14 protein-coding genes are annotated in these 15,139 nt (G+C 70.5%); 10 read left to right on the top strand and 4 right to left on the bottom strand.

From position 1 onward, the window contains the following. Positions 1-18 precede the first annotated feature (18 nt). Positions 19-558: a hypothetical protein gene (locus ACFFQA_RS21670; RefSeq protein ID WP_377855049.1), complete on the bottom strand. Its 540-nt coding sequence runs from the start codon at positions 556-558 to the stop codon at positions 19-21. A gap of 627 nt (positions 559-1,185) precedes the next feature. Here ACFFQA_RS21670 and ACFFQA_RS21665 point away from each other — a divergent pair. Genes ACFFQA_RS21665 through ACFFQA_RS21645 form a run of 5 tightly spaced genes read left to right on the top strand, consistent with a single transcriptional unit; the run spans position 1,186 to position 6,410 of the window. After that, on the top strand, positions 1,186-2,895 hold the full coding sequence (locus tag ACFFQA_RS21665; RefSeq protein WP_377855935.1) for a BCCT family transporter: 1,710 nt from the start codon (positions 1,186-1,188) through the stop codon (positions 2,893-2,895). Further along, positions 2,892-3,536: an ABC transporter permease gene (locus ACFFQA_RS21660; protein WP_377855046.1), complete on the top strand. Its 645-nt coding sequence runs from the start codon at positions 2,892-2,894 to the stop codon at positions 3,534-3,536. The genes ACFFQA_RS21665 and ACFFQA_RS21660 overlap by 4 nt, the downstream gene beginning before the upstream one ends. Further along, positions 3,533-4,663 carry an ATP-binding cassette domain-containing protein gene (locus ACFFQA_RS21655; protein WP_377855043.1) on the top strand — a complete coding sequence of 377 codons (1,131 nt, stop codon included), beginning with the start codon at positions 3,533-3,535 and terminating at the stop codon, positions 4,661-4,663. Before ACFFQA_RS21660 ends, ACFFQA_RS21655 begins: the two co-directional genes overlap by 4 nt. Further along, positions 4,660-5,421, top strand: coding sequence for an ABC transporter permease (locus tag ACFFQA_RS21650; RefSeq protein ID WP_377855040.1), 762 nt, complete (start codon positions 4,660-4,662; stop codon positions 5,419-5,421). Before ACFFQA_RS21655 ends, ACFFQA_RS21650 begins: the two co-directional genes overlap by 4 nt. Beyond that, the gene (locus ACFFQA_RS21645; protein ID WP_377855037.1) at positions 5,418-6,410 is read left to right on the top strand and encodes a glycine betaine ABC transporter substrate-binding protein; all 993 of its coding nucleotides are present in this window, start codon (positions 5,418-5,420) and stop codon (positions 6,408-6,410) included. Before ACFFQA_RS21650 ends, ACFFQA_RS21645 begins: the two co-directional genes overlap by 4 nt. 188 nt (positions 6,411-6,598) lie before the next feature. Here ACFFQA_RS21645 and ACFFQA_RS21640 read toward each other — a convergent pair whose 3' ends face one another. Continuing rightward, the gene (locus ACFFQA_RS21640) at positions 6,599-7,090 is read right to left on the bottom strand and encodes a DUF6474 family protein (protein WP_377855034.1); all 492 of its coding nucleotides are present in this window, start codon (positions 7,088-7,090) and stop codon (positions 6,599-6,601) included. Between the two features lie 125 nt (positions 7,091-7,215). Here ACFFQA_RS21640 and ACFFQA_RS21635 point away from each other — a divergent pair, with 125 nt between their 5' ends. Beyond that, on the top strand, positions 7,216-8,859 hold the full coding sequence (locus ACFFQA_RS21635) for a TM0106 family RecB-like putative nuclease (RefSeq protein ID WP_377855031.1): 1,644 nt from the start codon (positions 7,216-7,218) through the stop codon (positions 8,857-8,859). Positions 8,860-8,871: 12 nt separating this feature from the next. Here the strand turns inward: ACFFQA_RS21635 and ACFFQA_RS21630 are convergent, their stop codons facing one another. Together ACFFQA_RS21630 and ACFFQA_RS21625 are read right to left on the bottom strand one after the other, a co-directional pair. Next, on the bottom strand, positions 8,872-9,633 hold the full coding sequence (locus tag ACFFQA_RS21630) for an SDR family NAD(P)-dependent oxidoreductase (protein ID WP_377855028.1): 762 nt from the start codon (positions 9,631-9,633) through the stop codon (positions 8,872-8,874). A 301-nt stretch (positions 9,634-9,934) separates the two neighbouring features. Next, on the bottom strand, positions 9,935-10,861 hold the full coding sequence (locus ACFFQA_RS21625; protein WP_377855025.1) for an aldo/keto reductase: 927 nt from the start codon (positions 10,859-10,861) through the stop codon (positions 9,935-9,937). A gap of 190 nt (positions 10,862-11,051) precedes the next feature. Here ACFFQA_RS21625 and ACFFQA_RS21620 point away from each other — a divergent pair, with 190 nt between their 5' ends. The 4 genes from ACFFQA_RS21620 (at position 11,052) to ACFFQA_RS21605 (ending at position 15,082) form a co-directional block, all read left to right on the top strand. Beyond that, positions 11,052-12,350, top strand: a complete 1,299-nt coding sequence (locus ACFFQA_RS21620; protein WP_377855019.1) for a UDP-glucose dehydrogenase family protein — start codon at positions 11,052-11,054, stop codon at positions 12,348-12,350. A gap of 61 nt (positions 12,351-12,411) precedes the next feature. Further along, a complete protein-coding gene (locus ACFFQA_RS21615; RefSeq protein ID WP_377855016.1) occupies positions 12,412-12,849 on the top strand; it encodes a DoxX family protein in 438 nt (145 codons plus the stop codon). Positions 12,850-12,897: 48 nt separating this feature from the next. Then, complete coding sequence (locus tag ACFFQA_RS21610) at positions 12,898-14,688, top strand: gamma-glutamyltransferase family protein (protein ID WP_377855013.1); 1,791 nt, start codon at positions 12,898-12,900, stop codon at positions 14,686-14,688. Between the two features lie 97 nt (positions 14,689-14,785). Beyond that, entirely contained in the window at positions 14,786-15,082 is a 297-nt protein-coding gene (locus tag ACFFQA_RS21605; RefSeq protein ID WP_377855011.1) for an alpha-amylase inhibitor, read from the top strand. The last annotated feature ends 57 nt before the right edge of the window (positions 15,083-15,139 follow it).

Genomic DNA, 15,139 nt, shown 5'->3' with positions numbered 1-15,139 from the left:
GGTGAGGTGAAGTGGATTTCAGGAGGTCAGCGGGGGACCGCGCCGGGCTCGCGCCCGCCGCAGCAGCACGTCGAGCGGGTTGGCCATGCCGGTGCGAGCGGGGGTGACCGCGCGCTGCGGTGCGAAGACCGGAGGCTGCGGGGACCGTCGGGGCAGCACGGCGCCGAGCGCGGCGGCCAGTCCGAAGATCGCGGACTCGGCGTGGCCGAGCACCAGCGCGGTGCCGAGCGTGGCGACCACGTGCGCGGCGGTCATCGCCAGGGAGTCGGTGGGCGTGGCCTCGTGCCGGTGCACCGTGAGCGCGCTGAGCAGGAGGTGCGTCACGACCTGTGCGGTGCCGAGGGTGCCGAGGATGGCGACCGGGCCGCGCCGCTTGTTCGCGAGGGAGACGGCCGCCGCCGCGACCAGCACGGTCAGCAGGACGGTCAGTGCCGTGTCCGGGACGGCTCCGCCCGCGAGGGCGTGGCCCGCGGTGGACAGCGCGGCCGAGGTGGTGGCGAGCAGCCAGCCGCGGAGCGCTCGCAGCGCGCCGCGGACCGGGTCGAGCTGTACCGCCACGAGTGATGAGAGTAAGTGCTCTACCCATCGCGTGGGTGACCAGCGGACTCACCTCACGTAGTTGCGTATCGCGCGATGATCCACTGACAACTGCTGATGATCACCGAGAAGTCGCGTCCGCCGCTCGCGCCATTCGGTGCGACCATCGGCTCCCACGGACACCACAAGATCATTCCAAGTCGGACGAGATCTTCGTTTTCGCAGCTCAGGGCATGTTCGGCGGCAGATGCAAAAGTCGTGTTTGCCCGCGTTGATTTCGGGTAATCCCTTCGCCGTTGTTTCTCACACGTATGGCCGACACCCGGTCGGGCGTACGGGATGGGCTAGTTGCGGATTGCGCAACTAGGTGCGACGGATGGAGCAGGAATGGTGTCGGTTAGGCCACGGCGGCGGTGAGCCCCGTTGACCTCGCTACGCCAAATGGGTCACGGTTGGGGCTGCTGAAGGCGGTCGGGGCCGGTCGTGAGACGGGTTCGCCTGGGGCAGCGGTACCGGCCGCGTGGCGCTTCTGTTCGCGTTTGTGAAGGAGGATGCGCCTAGCGGGCGCGATGCATCGTGGCGACCGAGAACACGGAACACCAGCGACCGGAAAACCACCGTCCACTGGAACCGGAGGGGACAACGACACTGCCCGGCGAGCCACTGGCCGCCGAGCGGCCCGCGCGACTGGACCCCGTCGTCTTCGGAGTCGCGGGCGTCGTCGCCCTCGCGTTCATCGCGTGGGGAGTCTTCGGCACCGAGAGCCTGAGCGCCGTCTCCGGCGCGGTCCTGTCCTGGCTCATCGCCAACACGGGCTGGGCCTTCGTGCTCGCCGCGTCGGGCTTCGTGGTCTTCGCGCTGTGGTTGGCGATGAGCCGCTACGGCAAGATCCCGCTCGGCCAGGACGGTGAGGAACCGGAGTTCCGCACCGCGTCCTGGGTGGCGATGATGTTCAGCGCCGGCATGGGCATCGGACTGATGTTCTACGGCGTCAGCGAACCGCTCAAGCACTTCACCGATCCGCCGCCCGGCACCGTCGCGCCGCTGACGGACGAGGCGCTGGAAACGGCGATGGCCACCACGCTCTTCCACTGGACGCTGCACCCGTGGGCCATCTACGCCGTCGTCGGGCTCGCCATCGCCTACGGCAGCTTCCGCCGCGGCAGGCGTCAGCTGATCAGCTCCGTGTTCGAGCCGCTGATCGGCAAGAAGCAGGCCAACGGCCCGATCGGCAAGGCCATCGACGTGATGGCGATCTTCGCGACGCTCTTCGGCTCGGCCGCCTCGCTCGGCCTCGGCGCCCTCCAGATCGGGCGGGGGCTGCAGGAGGTCGGCTGGATGGAGTCGGCGGGCACGAGCGTGCTCGTTCTGATCATCGTCGTGCTGACCATCGCCTTCATCGCGTCCGCGGTCTCCGGTGTCGCCAAGGGCATCCAGTGGCTCTCCAACATCAACATGGTGCTGGCGGGGCTGCTCGCGCTGTTCCTGTTCGTCATCGGCCCGACGGTGCTGATCCTCAACCTGCTGCCCACCACGATCGGCCACTACTTCGCCGACGCCGCCGAGATGGCCGCGCGCACCGCGGCCAGCGGCGGCGACGCGATGGCCAGCTGGCTCGGCAACTGGACGATCTTCTACTGGGCGTGGTGGATCTCGTGGACGCCGTTCGTCGGCATGTTCGTCGCCCGGATCAGCCGCGGCCGCACCATCCGCCAGTTCGTCAGCGGCGTGATCCTGGTGCCCAGCCTGGTCAGTCTGGTCTGGTTCGCGATCCTCGGCGGCACCGCGCTGAACTTCCAGCGCAACGGCGTCGACCTGGCGGCGGCCGACGGCCAGGAGGCCAAGCTCTTCGGTGTCCTGCAGCAGTTCCCCGGCTGGGCCGGCATCGCCAGCGTGGTGGTGATGATCCTGGTCGCGATCTTCTTCGTCTCCGGGGCGGACGCGGCGTCGATCGTGATGGGCACGCTGTCGCAGCGCGGGTCCATCGAGCCGAACAAGTCCGTCGTCGTGTTCTGGGGCGCGCTGACCGGCGCGGTCGCCGCGGTGATGCTGATGGTCGGCGGCGCGACGGCGTTGGACGGCCTGCAGAAGCTCACGATCATCGCGGCGGTGCCGTTCGCCGCGGTGATGGTCGCGATGTGCGTCTCGCTCGCCAAGGACCTGCGCAGCGACCCGTTGGTGCGCAGGGAGAACAAGGGCCTTGAGGTGGTCGAGGCCGCCGTCATCCAGGGCACCGAGCAGTACGGCGAGGAGTTCGCGCTGGAGATCTGCGAGGGCAACGGCACCAGTGGCAACGGCAATGGCAACGGGACCGGCAAGGTGAAGCTGACGGTCACCGAGCCCGAGGCGCAGCGGTGAGTTTCTGGGAGTTCCTGTCCTCCCGCTGGGAGCAGGTGCTGCTGGACTCCTCCCTGCACGCGAGCGCGGTGCTCCAGTGCACGGTGATCGCCGCGGTGATCGGGGTCCTGGTGGGCGTCGGGGTGTACCGCAGCCCCGGCGGCTCCGCCATCGCCACGGCGCTGACCAGCGCGATCCTGACGATTCCGTCCTTCGCGCTGCTCGGGCTGCTGATCCCGGTGCTCGGGCTCGGCGTCGCGCCGACGGTGACCGCGCTTGTGCTCTACGCGCTGCTGCCGATCGTGCGCAACACCATCGTCGGACTGTCCAGTGTGGACAAATCGGTGACGGATGCCGCGCGCGGTATCGGGATGAGCAGGACCGGCGTGCTCACGCGGGTGGAGCTGCGGCTGGCGTGGCCGTCGATCCTGGCGGGCATGCGGGTCAGCACCCAGATGCTGATGGGCATCGCGGCCATCGCCGCGTACGCCAAGGGCCCAGGCCTCGGCAACCTGATCTTCTCCGGCCTGCAACGGGTCGGCGGCGCGAACGCGGTGAACATGGCGGTCGCCGGAACCCTCGGTGTGATCGTGCTGGCCCTGGTGGTCGACGGGCTGTGGGTGGTCGTCGGCCGGCTGACAACCCCGAGGGGGATTCGGTGAACGGCAAGACCGGTGTGGAGATCCACCTCGACAACGTCAGCAAGCGGTACTCCGGTCAGAGGAGCGCCGCGGTCGACGAGGTCACCATGACCATCCCGGCAGGGGAGACCGTGGTCTTCGTCGGGCCGTCCGGCTGCGGCAAGACCACCACGATGAAGATGATCAACCGGCTGATCGAGCCGAGCGCCGGGCGGATCACCATCGGCGGCGAGGACGCGCTCCGGCTGGACCCGGACCAGCTGCGGCGGCGGATCGGCTACGCGATCCAGCAGGCGGGCCTGTTCCCGCACATGACCGTCGGGCAGAACGTGGGCCTGGTTCCCGGCCTGGTCGGCTGGGACAAGAACAAGATCGCCGACCGGGTGGAGGAGATGCTGGACCTGGTGGGGCTGGAGCCCGGCGAGTTCCGGGACCGCTACCCGCGCCAGCTCTCCGGCGGCCAGCAGCAGCGGGTCGGCGTGGCCCGTGCGCTCGCAGCGGACCCGCCGGTGCTGCTGATGGACGAGCCCTTCGGCGCGGTGGACCCGATCACCAGGGGCAACCTCCAGGACCAGCTGCTGCGGCTGCAGTCGGAGCTGGGCAAGACGATCGTGTTCGTCACCCACGACTTCGACGAGGCGGTCAAGCTCGGCGACCGGATCGCGGTGCTGGGGGATCGGTCGAAGATCCTCCAGTACGACACCCCGGACGCGATCCTGGCCAACCCGGCCGACGACACGGTGGCCGGTTTCGTCGGCGCGGGCGCCTCGCTCAAGCAGCTCACCCTGTTGCGGGTGCGCGACGTGGAGCACGGCGAGGTGCCGACCGCGACCGTCGACGACTCGCCGGAGCAGCTGCGCGACCGCATCGGCAGGGGCAGGGGGCTGGTGCTCGACGCCCGCCACCGTCCGCTGCGGTGGGTGTCCGCGCGGGACCTCGCGCCCGGCAGGTCGCTGCGCACGGCGGGGCGGCCGATCGAGGACAGCGTCTCGCTGGCGTCGACCCTGCAGGACGCGCTGGAGGCGATCCTCACCGACGACGACGGCGTCGCCGTGGTCGTGGGGACTCGCGGCGAGTACGTCGGCGTCGTGGACATCGACACGGTCATGTCGACGATCCGGCAGCTGCGCGAGGAGGCGACGTCGTGACCGCCGTGACCACCGCGTCCGGGGGGCTCCGGGCCGAGCGGATCAGGCTCTACGCCCAGCCGCTGATCGTGGTCGGCATCGTCGCGGTCGTGCTGGCATGGGCGTTCGGTGGCGACCTCGACGATATCGAGCAGCGCAGCATCAACGCCTCCACCATCCTCACGCTCACCTGGCAGCACCTGGAGATCACCGCGGTGGTCACCGCGATCGTGCTGCTGCTGGCCGTGCCGCTCGGCGTGGTGCTGACGCGGCGGTGGGCGAAGCCGCTCGCGCCGGTGGTGCTCGGCATCGCCAACATCGGGCAGGCGGCTCCCGCGGTCGGTCTGCTGGTGTTGTTCTTCCTGGCAACGGGCTGGACCGGCTTCTGGGTGGTGGTGCTGCCGACCACGCTGTACGCGCTGCTCCCCGTGCTGCGCAACACCATGGTCGGCCTGCAGCAGGTCGACCCCGCGCTGGTCGAGGCGGGCAGGGGGATCGGCATGTCCGGTTTCTCCGTGCTGCGGCGCATCGAGCTCCCGCTGGCCGTGCCGTTCGTGCTCGCCGGGCTGCGCACCGCGCTGGTGCTCGCGGTCGGCGTCGCGACGCTGGCGATGTTCGTCAACGGCGGCGGGCTCGGCGTGATGATCGATACCGGTTACAAGCTGCGCCGCACGTCCGTGCTGGTGGTCGGTGCGGTGCTCTCGGTGGCGCTGGCCCTGCTGGTCGACTGGCTGGGCGCGCTGGCGGAACAACTGCTCGGACCGAAGGGGCTGCGATGAGACGGAACACGCTCGTAGCCGTGCTGGCGTGCACGGCCCTGCTCTCCGGGTGCGGCCTGTCGGCGGGCTCGTCGGTGCCGCTGGACGTCAAGCCCGGCAGCATCCGGCCGGTCGCGGAGCTGCGCGGCGTTGAGGTCACGGTCGGCTCGAAGGACTTCACCGAGCAGATCGTGCTGGGCTACATCGCCGAGTTCGCGTTGACCGCGGCGGGCGCGAAGGTGCGAGACCTGACCAACATCTCCGGCTCCAACTCGCAGCGGGACGCCTTGACCAGCGGGCAGATCGACCTGGTCTGGGAGTACACCGGCACCTCGTGGATCAGCTACCTCGGCAACACCGACCCGATCCCGGACGCGGTCGAGCAGTTCGAGGCGGTGCGCAAGGCCGACCTGGCGACCAACAAGGTGGTCTGGACGAACATGGCGCCGCTGGACAACACCTACTCGTTCGGGATGAACAAGAAGACCGCGCAGCGGCTGGGCGTCAAGAAGATCTCCGACATCGGTCGCGTGATCAGGGAGAACCCCGCCGAGGCCACGTTCTGCGTCGAGACCGAGTTCGCCAACCGCAACGACGGCCTGCCAGGCGTTGAGAAGACCTACGGCTTCACGGTGCCGAAGGAGAACATCCGCACCCTGGCCACCGGGGCGATCTACCAGGCGGTGGCCGACGGCAAGACCTGCAACTTCGGCGAGGTGTTCACCACGGACGGGCGGCTGCTCGCGCTCGACCTGGCCACAACCGAGGACGACAAGCAGTTCTTCCCGCGCTACAACGCCGCGTTGAACATCCGGCAGGAGACTCACGAGCAGCACCCGCAGATCGCCGAGGTGCTCAAGCCGGTGGCGGACAAGCTGACCAACGACGCGATGCTCAAGCTCAACGCCCAGGTCGACGTCGACGGCAAGGACCCCGCCGACGTCGCGCGCGGCTGGCTGGTCGAGCAGGGCTTCGTCACCCTGACCGGGCCCGTGGTGACGCGCGGCTAGGAGGCCCCGAAGCGGCTCCGCCTCCAGGCAGCGCGCCGCCCCCGTGCGCGCGTGGTCGGGGTTCGCGTTTTGTAGTCTTAATGCGAGAAAGAGCGCTCTCATTTCGCATTAAGACTACAAAACGCGAAACGGAGGGCACGTGGGTGAGGGCGTTGGGGGTGGGGGGTGTTAGGAGACGGGGTGGGGGGTCAGGAGACCCCGAAGCGGCGGAGCAGCTCCGCCTCCATCCGGTCCAGCTCCACCGCCACGCTGTGGTGGGCCGCTTTGCGACGTGCCGTCGGCATCCGCTCCGCGGCCCGCACGGCGGCGGCGAGCTGGACCAGCCGCTGCTCGCTGTCCGCGGCGAACGCGTCGGCTTCGGGGGTCGTCCGGCCGCTCGTGCGCAGGTCACCGATGGCGTTGCCGACGCCGACCAGCCTGGCGTGCAGCGCGCCGCCCTTGCCGGAGAACTGGGCGAGGCTGTCCACCGGGACGCCGAGCTTGCGGGCCCGCATCTGGTCGTAGCGGTCGCGGGCCACCGACGCGGCCTTCAGCGCGATCGGCGCGAGCACCGGGATCAGCACCTTGCCGACGCCGATCAGGTTCTTCGTGTTGCTGGCCGTGAGCTTGGGAACTCGCCGCTTGCGCGCCATCCTGCTGCCACCTCCGCGGGCCTTCTGTAACGATGCTCGACCCCGCAAGCGGGTCTTCGGTCAACACTATGGCGCAGCGCGGAGCACGGCAGCACGGCGCGCTGGTCAACGTTTCACGATCGATCGCGGAGTACCTGCCACTGATCTTTGGCAGGGCACTTACGCTGCTCCGTGTGAGTTCTCAGGTGATGCTGGACGCAGGGGTGGTGAACCGCTGCCGGCGTCGCGTGCACCTGGAACACGACCCGAACATGGCGGACGTGCCGAAGGCGCCGCCGGACCCCGCCGCGTCGCAGCGGATGGCCGACGCCCAGTCGCATCGCAGGGCGGTCGCGGACCGGCTCGCCCGCAGCCTCGGCGCGGAGTGGACCGAGGTCCCGTCGACCGAGTCCGCGGCCGACCGGGAGCGGGTCACGCTCGCCCTGCTCACCGCCGGGGTGCCGTACGTGTGGGGCGGGCTGCTGCCCGCCGACCCGCTCGGTGGCCGCCGCGGCGGGGTCGAGCTGCTGGTGCGCAGCCCCTACGGCGGCTACGTGCCGCTGATCGTGGTGCGGCACAAGGTCTCCGACCCCGGCTCCGGGGCGCGGACCTCGCCGCTGAGCGTGCCGTACCCCGGTGGGGCGCGCTCCGACCCGCTGCGCAAGGTCCGCCCGCAGCCGCGTGACCAGCTGCGGTTGGCGCACGCGACCAGGTTGCTCCAGGCCAGCGGGTTCGCCGCGGCCGGCCGGGCGACCGGTGGCGTGATCGGCATGGACGCCGACGTGGTGCTCTGGCACGACCTCGAAGCGCCGACCTGGCCCAACGGCCGCACCGCGCTGTCGGAGTACGACGCGCGCTTCGCCGACCGGCTCGCCGTGGCGCGGGCCGCGCGGTCGGAGTCCGACCCGCTGGCAAGACCGTCGCGGATCGTGGAGTGCCGGACCTGCCCGTGGTGGCCGACCTGCGAGACGGAGCTGCGCGGCTCCCGCGACGTCAGCCTGGTGGTGCGCGGCGAGGACGCGACGGCGCTGCGCGGCACCGGGGTGTCCACAGTGGACAAGCTGGCGGAGCTCGACCCGAACGCGGAGGAGCCACCGGTCCCGCTCGTGGGCATGCCCTTCCAGGACGCGGTGCTGCTGGCCCGCGCCTGGCTGCGGGGGATGAACCTGGTGCGCCGCGTCGAGCGGATCGACGTGCCGCGCGCCGACGTCGAGCTCGACGTGGACATGGAGAGCTTCGGCGACGCCGGGGCCTACCTGTGGGGCTGCTGGCTCTCCGGCACGGACATCGACGAGGAGGCCGGCTACCGCGCGTTCGCCACCTGGGAGCCGCTGCCGACCGAGGACGAGGGCCGCTCGTTCGCGGAGTTCTGGACCTGGATGACCGGCGTCCGGCTGCGGGCCCGCGCGCGCGGGCTGAGCTTCCGCGCGTACTGCTACAACGAGCTTGCGGAGAACCGCTGGATGCTCTCCAGCGCGGAGCGCTTCGCCGGGCAGCCCGGCGTGCCGACCACGCGCGAGGTCAAGGCGTTCATCAACTCCGGGCAGTGGGTCGATCTGTTCGGCATCGTGCGGGACCAGTTCCTGTGCGCCCACGGCAAAGGCCTGAAGACGATCGCGCCCGCCGCGGGTTTCCACTGGCGGGACCCCGAGGCGGGCGGCGAGAACTCGATGCGCTGGTACCGCGACGCGGTCGGCATGGACGGCGAGGAGCCCCAGGACGACCAGCGGCGGCGGTTGCTGGAGTACAACGAGGACGACGTGATGGCCACCTGGACGCTGCGCAGGTGGATGAGCTCGGAAGGCGCCCACGAACTCCCGTTCGTGGGCGACCTCTAGGGCTCGTCGTGGTCAGCGCGGCGCCATGCGGAGTGCGCCGTCCATCCTGATGACCTCGCCGTTGAGGTAGTCGTGCTCAACGATCATGGTCGCCAGCTGGGCGTACTCCTCCGGGTTCGCCAGGCGCTTCGGGAACGGCACGCCCGCGGCGAGGCCCTCGCGGAACTTCTCGTCGACACCGGCCAGCATCGGGGTGTTGACCAGGCCCGGCGCGATGGTCATCACCCGGATGCCCTTGTTCGCCAGGTCGCGCGCGGCGGGCACGGTCATGCCGACAACGCCGCCCTTGGACGCGGAGTAGGCGATCTGGCCGATCTGGCCCTCGAAGGCCGCGACCGAGGCGGTGTTGATGATGACGCCGCGGTGCCCGCCTGCCAGCTCCTCGGTGGTGGCGATCGCGGCGGCGGCCAGGCGCATCACGTTGAACGTGCCGACCAGGTTGATCTCCACGACCTTGCGGAACAGGTCGTAGTCGTGGGCCTCGCCCGACTTGTTCAGGATGCGGCCCGCCCAGCCGACACCAGCGCAGTTCACCACGGTGCGCAGCGGGACACCGGAGCCCGCGGCCTGCTCGACGGCCGCCTGGATCTGCTCGGCGCTGGTCACGTCCGCCTCGACGTAGGTCACGCCGTCGACCGCGTCCGCGTTCTTGATCGAGTTTTCGAGGTCAAGCGCGAACACCCGCGCGCCCTTGGCGGCGAGGGCACGGCTGGTGGCCGCGCCGAGACCGGAAGCACCACCGGTGACGATCGCAGCGGTGTCGGTGATCTGCATGCCTGTCCTCTCAGCGTCGAGAAGGCGGCCGGAACTGCCGCCCGCGCTGTGAGGCTACGGGGTCCAAGCGAGCGCTTGGGAGGTGAGATGGCTTACCGTCTGCGCGCTTCCGCGGTGTGCAGCAGGGCTACCAGCGGTACGGCGGCCAGCAGCGCGAGCGCACCGAGCATGGCGACGATTCCGAGCAGCTCCATGCGGTCAAGCCTGGCTGTCCTCACCCTCCGTGCACATCGGCCATGTGGCCAGTCGTGATCAGCGTTCGGGGGACCGATCTGGCTACAGCAAGTGACTTCTGGTCGCGTCAACGCCTGCCCGGTGGGCAGATCCGGTCGATCTCCTGGAGATCCTCGGCCGTCGGGGTCCACCGAGAGGCCTCGGCGTTGCTCTTGATCTGCTCCGCGCTGGTGGCACCGGCCATCACGGAGGCGACCGTCGGTTGGTGCGCCAGCCAGCCGATGGCGAGCTCCAGCATGGTGATGCCGCGCTCCCGCGCGAACGCCCGCAGCGCGTCGATGCGGTCCCACGGCGCGTCGGCGAGCAACCGGTCCCTGCCGACCAGCCTGCTGCCGGCCGGCGGCTCGGTCTCGCGCTGGTACTTGCCGGTCAGCAGCCCGTTGGCCAGCGGGAAGTACGGCAGCAGGCCGAGGCCGAAGCGTCCGCACGCGGGGATCACGTCGCGCTCGGCCTCGCGCTCCAGCAGCGAGTAGTGGTTCTGCGCGGACACCGGTGCGGTCAGGTTCGCCGTTCTCGCGGTCCACGCGGCGTCCGCGATCTGCCAGCCCGCCAGGTTGCAGTGGCCGACGTAGCGGACCTTGCCGGAGCGGACCAGGTCGTCGGCCGCCGACAGCGTCTCCTCAAGCGGCGTGGACGGGTCCGGCCGGTGCAGCTGGTAGACGTCGATCCAGTCGGTGTTGAGCCTGCGCAGCGAGGACTCCACCGCTCTGGTGATGTAGCGCCGGGAGCCGCGAGCGCCGAAGTCCGGGCCGTTGGTGCCCTGCATGTCCATGCCGAACTTGGTGGCGATCACCGCGTGCTCGCGGACACCGGTGAGCGCCTGGCCCAGCAGGTCCTCACTGCGCCCGCGCGGGGCCCCGTAGACGTCGGCGACGTCGAAGAACGTCACGCCGGACTCCAGCGCGGCGTTGACCACCTCGCGGGTGCCCGCGAGGGACTCCGTTGTCGTGCCGGGACGGCCCAGGTTGTTGCACCCGAGGCCGACCGCGCTCACGACGAGGCCCGAATTACCTAGACGACGCTGCTCCACAAGCCGGAAACCCTATGCCCTGGTGACCGCCCAGTCACTCCCCGTTGCCGAGCGGTGATGGTTGCCACGTGCGATTTGGCCGGTTGGCAATGCCCAGGTCCGCGATGCCAGGATTCGACGGTCCTCTCTTCCGGCCGCCATCGGGGGTGGTGTCGTGTTCGCCCGTCGAATCGCCGTGGTCGGCTCCGGCTATGTCGGACTGACCACGGGCGCCTGTCTCGCCTCGCTCGGCCACCGGGTGATCTGCGCGGACGTCGACGCCGACAAGGTCGCGAAGCTGTCGGCGGGCCAGGTCTCCATCCTGGAGCCGGGGCTGAGCGAGCTGGTCGCCGAGGGCCTGGCCGCGGGGCGGCTGGAGTTCGTGCTGGGCGCGAGCAAGGCCGTGCTGGACGCCGAGGTCGTCTTCATGTGCGTGCCGACCCCGATGGGCGTCGGCGGCGCGGCCGACCTGATGGCCGTCGAGTCGGTGATCTCCGAGGTCCGCGACCTGCTGCCGAGGGGCTGCGTGGTGGTGAACAAGTCGACCGTGCCGGTCGGCACCGCCGAGCGCGTGCACAAGCTGCTGGACCGGCCGGACATCGCCGTGGTGAGCAACCCGGAGTTCCTGCGCGAGGGCAGCGCGGTGCACGACTTCCTCAACCCGGACCGGATCGTGGTCGGCTCCAGCGCCCAGGACGCCGCCGAGCGCGTCGCCGCCCTCTACGCCCGCCTCGGGGCGCCGACGGTGCTGACCGACGCGCCCAGCGCCGAGCTGGTCAAGTACGCGGCGAACTGCTTCCTCGCGATGAAGCTGTCCTACGTCAACGCGGTCGCCGAGCTCTCGGAGCGGCTGGGCGCGAACGTGGCCGACGTGACCGAGGGCATCGGCTACGACCGGCGGATCGGCCAGGCGTTCCTCCAGCCGGGGCCGGGCTGGGGCGGCTCGTGCCTGCCGAAGGACACCCACGCGCTGATCCAGGCCGCCGACGCCGTCGACTTCGACTTCATGCTGCTGCGCGCCACCATCGACACGAACACCCGCCAGCGGCAGCGCATCGTCACCAAGATCCGCGAAGCCTGCGGCGGCTCGCTGGACGGAGTGCGGCTGGGGCTGCTCGGGCTGACCTTCAAGGCCGGGACCGACGACCTCCGCGACTCGCCCGCGCTGGCCGTGGCCGCGCTGCTCCGGGAGGAGGGCGCCGAGCTGACCGCCTACGACCCCGGAGTCGCGGGCGCGGTCCCCGGCGTGACCGACACCGTTCGCGTCGTGGGCGACGCGTACGAGGTGGCCAAGGGCGCGGCGGGCCTGGTGCTGCTGACCGAGTGGCCGGAGTTCCGCACGCTGGACTGGTCGCGGGTGGCCGCGCTGCTGGAGGGCAGGGTCGTCATCGACACCCGCAACCACCTGGACCCGGACGTGCTCCGGCGCGCGGGCCTCGGCTGGCGCGGCGTGGGCAGGCAGCCGGTGGACTAGTTTTGTAACACTGTTCTGAAACGGTGTTATGCTTCCTCTGTCTTCTGGAGGAGGTCGTGTCATGGCGCCGTTCATCGCGCTTCTCACCGGTTGGGGTCTTGCCAGGGTCGCCGGGCTGCTCGGCGTCGACGCGCTGGACGGGTGGCAGCCCGCGCTTCGCGTCGGGTTGGCGCTGATGTTCCTGCTCACCGGCTTCGCGCACTGGTCGAAGCTGCGGGCGGACATGATCGCGATGGTTCCGCCCCGGCTGCCCAACCCCGCGCTGCTGGTCACCGTCACCGGCGTGCTGGAGATCGCGGGCGCGGTCGGGCTGCTCGTCCCGGTCACCGCTCGGGCGGCGGCGATCTGCCTCGCGCTGTTGCTGCTGGCGATGTTCCCCGCGAACGTCCACGCGGCGGTGAAGCGGCTCGACTTCGGCGGGCGGCCGGCGACGCCGCTCGTTCCCCGGACCATCGAGCAGGTCGTCTTCCTGGCCGCGTGCGTGGGAGCTGCCCTCTGAATCGATACGGTATTTAGCAGTGTTAACGAGTTCGCCTAGGTTGAGAGCGTGTTCACGACCAGGCCCGAGCTCGTCGGGACGTACGGGATGGTGGCCTCCACGCACTGGCTGGCCTCGGCGGCCGGGATGGCGGTGCTGGAGGACGGCGGCAACGCCTTCGACGCGGCCGTGGCGGCGGGCTTCGTGCTCCAGGTCGTGGAGCCGCACCTCAACGGCCCCGGCGGCGAGGTGCCCGCGCTCTTCGCCACCGCGGGCTCCGACGAGGTCCGGGTCCTGTGCGGCCAGGGTGTCGCTCCGGCCGGCGCGAGCATCGGCCACTACCGCGACCAGGGGCTCGACCTCATCCCGGGGACCGGCCTGCTCGCGGCCACGGTCCCCGGGGCGTGGGACGGCTGGCTGACCCTGCTCCGCGACCACGGCACCCGGTCGCTGCGCCAGGTCCTCGGCCACGCGATCGGCTACGCCCGCGACGGCTTCCCGCTCATCGACCGCATCCCGATGACGATCAGCACCGTCGCCGGGCTGTTCACCGAGCACTGGCCCAGCTCCGCGGCGATGTGGCTGCGCGACGGCAAGGCTCCGGCGCCGGGCAGCCGGTTCACCAACCCGGTGCTGGCCGACACGTGGGAGCGGCTGCTGACCGTCGCCGAGGCGGTCGCCGGCCGCGAGGCGCAGATCGACGCCGCGCGGCGCGCCTGGTCGCAGGGTTTCGTCGCCGAGGAGATCGAGGCGTTCTGCCGCACCCCGGTCCGCGACGACTCCGGACGCGACCACGCGGGAGTGCTGACCGCGCAGGACATCGCGACCTGGCAGGCGTCCTACGAGGCGCCGCTGACCGTGGACCTCGCCGACGGGTGGTCGCTGCACAAGATCGGCCGGTGGAGCCAGGGGCCCGCGCTGGCGCAGCAGCTCCGGCTACTCGAAGGACGCTCATTGTCCTATGTGGATGGTGTGGCTACCGCGGACACCGTGCACCAGGCGGTCGAGGCGACCAAGCTCGCCTTCGCTGATCGTGAGGCGTGGTACGGCGACGATCCCGATGTGCCGATCGACGCGCTGGTGTCGCGGTCCTACGCGGCTTCTCGCGCTCCGCTCATCGGTTCCCGGGCATCACTTGAGCTTCGGCCGGGATCGCCGGAGGGGCGCGTCGCCGCACTTGCGTCCTATGTGGACTCCGGACGGGCCGCGGCGGTTTCCGGCAACGGTGCCGCAGGTGTCGGTGAGCCGACGGTGTCCCGCACCGGCACCACGCGCGGCGACACCGTGCACGTCGACGTGGTGGACCGCTGGGGCAACATCGTGTCCGCGACCCCGTCCGGCGGGTGGCTCCAGTCCTCGCCGACGATTCCCGCTCTCGGCTTCTGCCTCGGCACGCGCGCGCAGATGTTCTGGCTGGACGAGGGGCTGCCGAACTCCCTCGCGCCGGGCAAGCGGCCCCGCATCACGCTCAGTCCGTCCATGGCCAGCAGGAACGGCAGTCCCGTCCTGGCGTTCGGCACGCCCGGCGGCGACCAGCAGGACCAGTGGCAGCTGTGCTTCTGGCTGGCGCACACCGTCGGCGGGCTCAACCTCCAGGCCGCGATCGACTCGCCCGCCTGGCACTCCAACGCGGTGCCCAGCTCGTTCTACCCCCGCAACTGGACGCCGGGAGAGCTCGTCGTCGAGTCGCGGCTGGGCGCTTCGACCATCGCATCGCTGGAGCAGCGCGGTCATCGCGTCGTGGACGGTGGGCCGTGGTCGCTCGGCCGGATGTCCGCCGTGGCGCGTGATCCGGAGACCGGATTCCTTTACGGCGCGGCCAATCCGCGCGGCGCGCAGGGGTACGCCGCGGGCAGGTGAGTTCGGTTGTGGCCGAAGTTCCACTGTGGACTGGAACCCTCTCGTTGGGGTGCGCGTCGCCATGTGTGAGACGTGTTGCAGATACAGAGGAGTTTTGGTGAAGCACACCCGTCGAAGCGCCCGTGCCGTGATCGCCGCGATCGGTCTCGCGGTCCTCGCGCCTCTGCTCACGGCGGTCCCCGCGTCTGCCGCCCAGTCGGCTCCCTCGTGCGTGACCTGGAAGAACAACCAGTGGAAGATGCGCATCGAGGTGACCAACAAGTGCAAGACCACGAAGAAGGTGAAGATCATCGTGGCCTTCGGTCCGGACAGCTCCTGCTGGACCTACAAGCCCGGGCAGCGGCACGACCTCTACGGGCCCAGCGGCCGGGTCGACCGCCTGGAGCTCTGCTGATCCGCTTGCCGTGCGGCTCGTTCAGCGCACCCCCAGTGCACTGAACGAGCCGGGCAC

Source organism: Allokutzneria oryzae (assembly GCF_042429765.1).
Taxonomy (GTDB): Bacteria; Actinomycetota; Actinomycetes; order Mycobacteriales; family Pseudonocardiaceae; genus Allokutzneria; species Allokutzneria oryzae.
This window is presented reverse-complemented; position numbering and strand designations above follow the sequence as displayed.

Excerpts from the sequence above, each read along its gene's own strand:
- ACFFQA_RS21645 (WP_377855037.1), top strand. The coding sequence starts at position 5,418 with ATGAGACGGAACACGCTCGTAGCCGTGCTGGCGTGCACGGCCCTGCTC.
- ACFFQA_RS21630 (WP_377855028.1), bottom strand. The coding sequence starts at position 9,633 with ATGCAGATCACCGACACCGCTGCGATCGTCACCGGTGGTGCTTCCGGT.
- ACFFQA_RS21615 (WP_377855016.1), top strand. The coding sequence starts at position 12,412 with ATGGCGCCGTTCATCGCGCTTCTCACCGGTTGGGGTCTTGCCAGGGTC.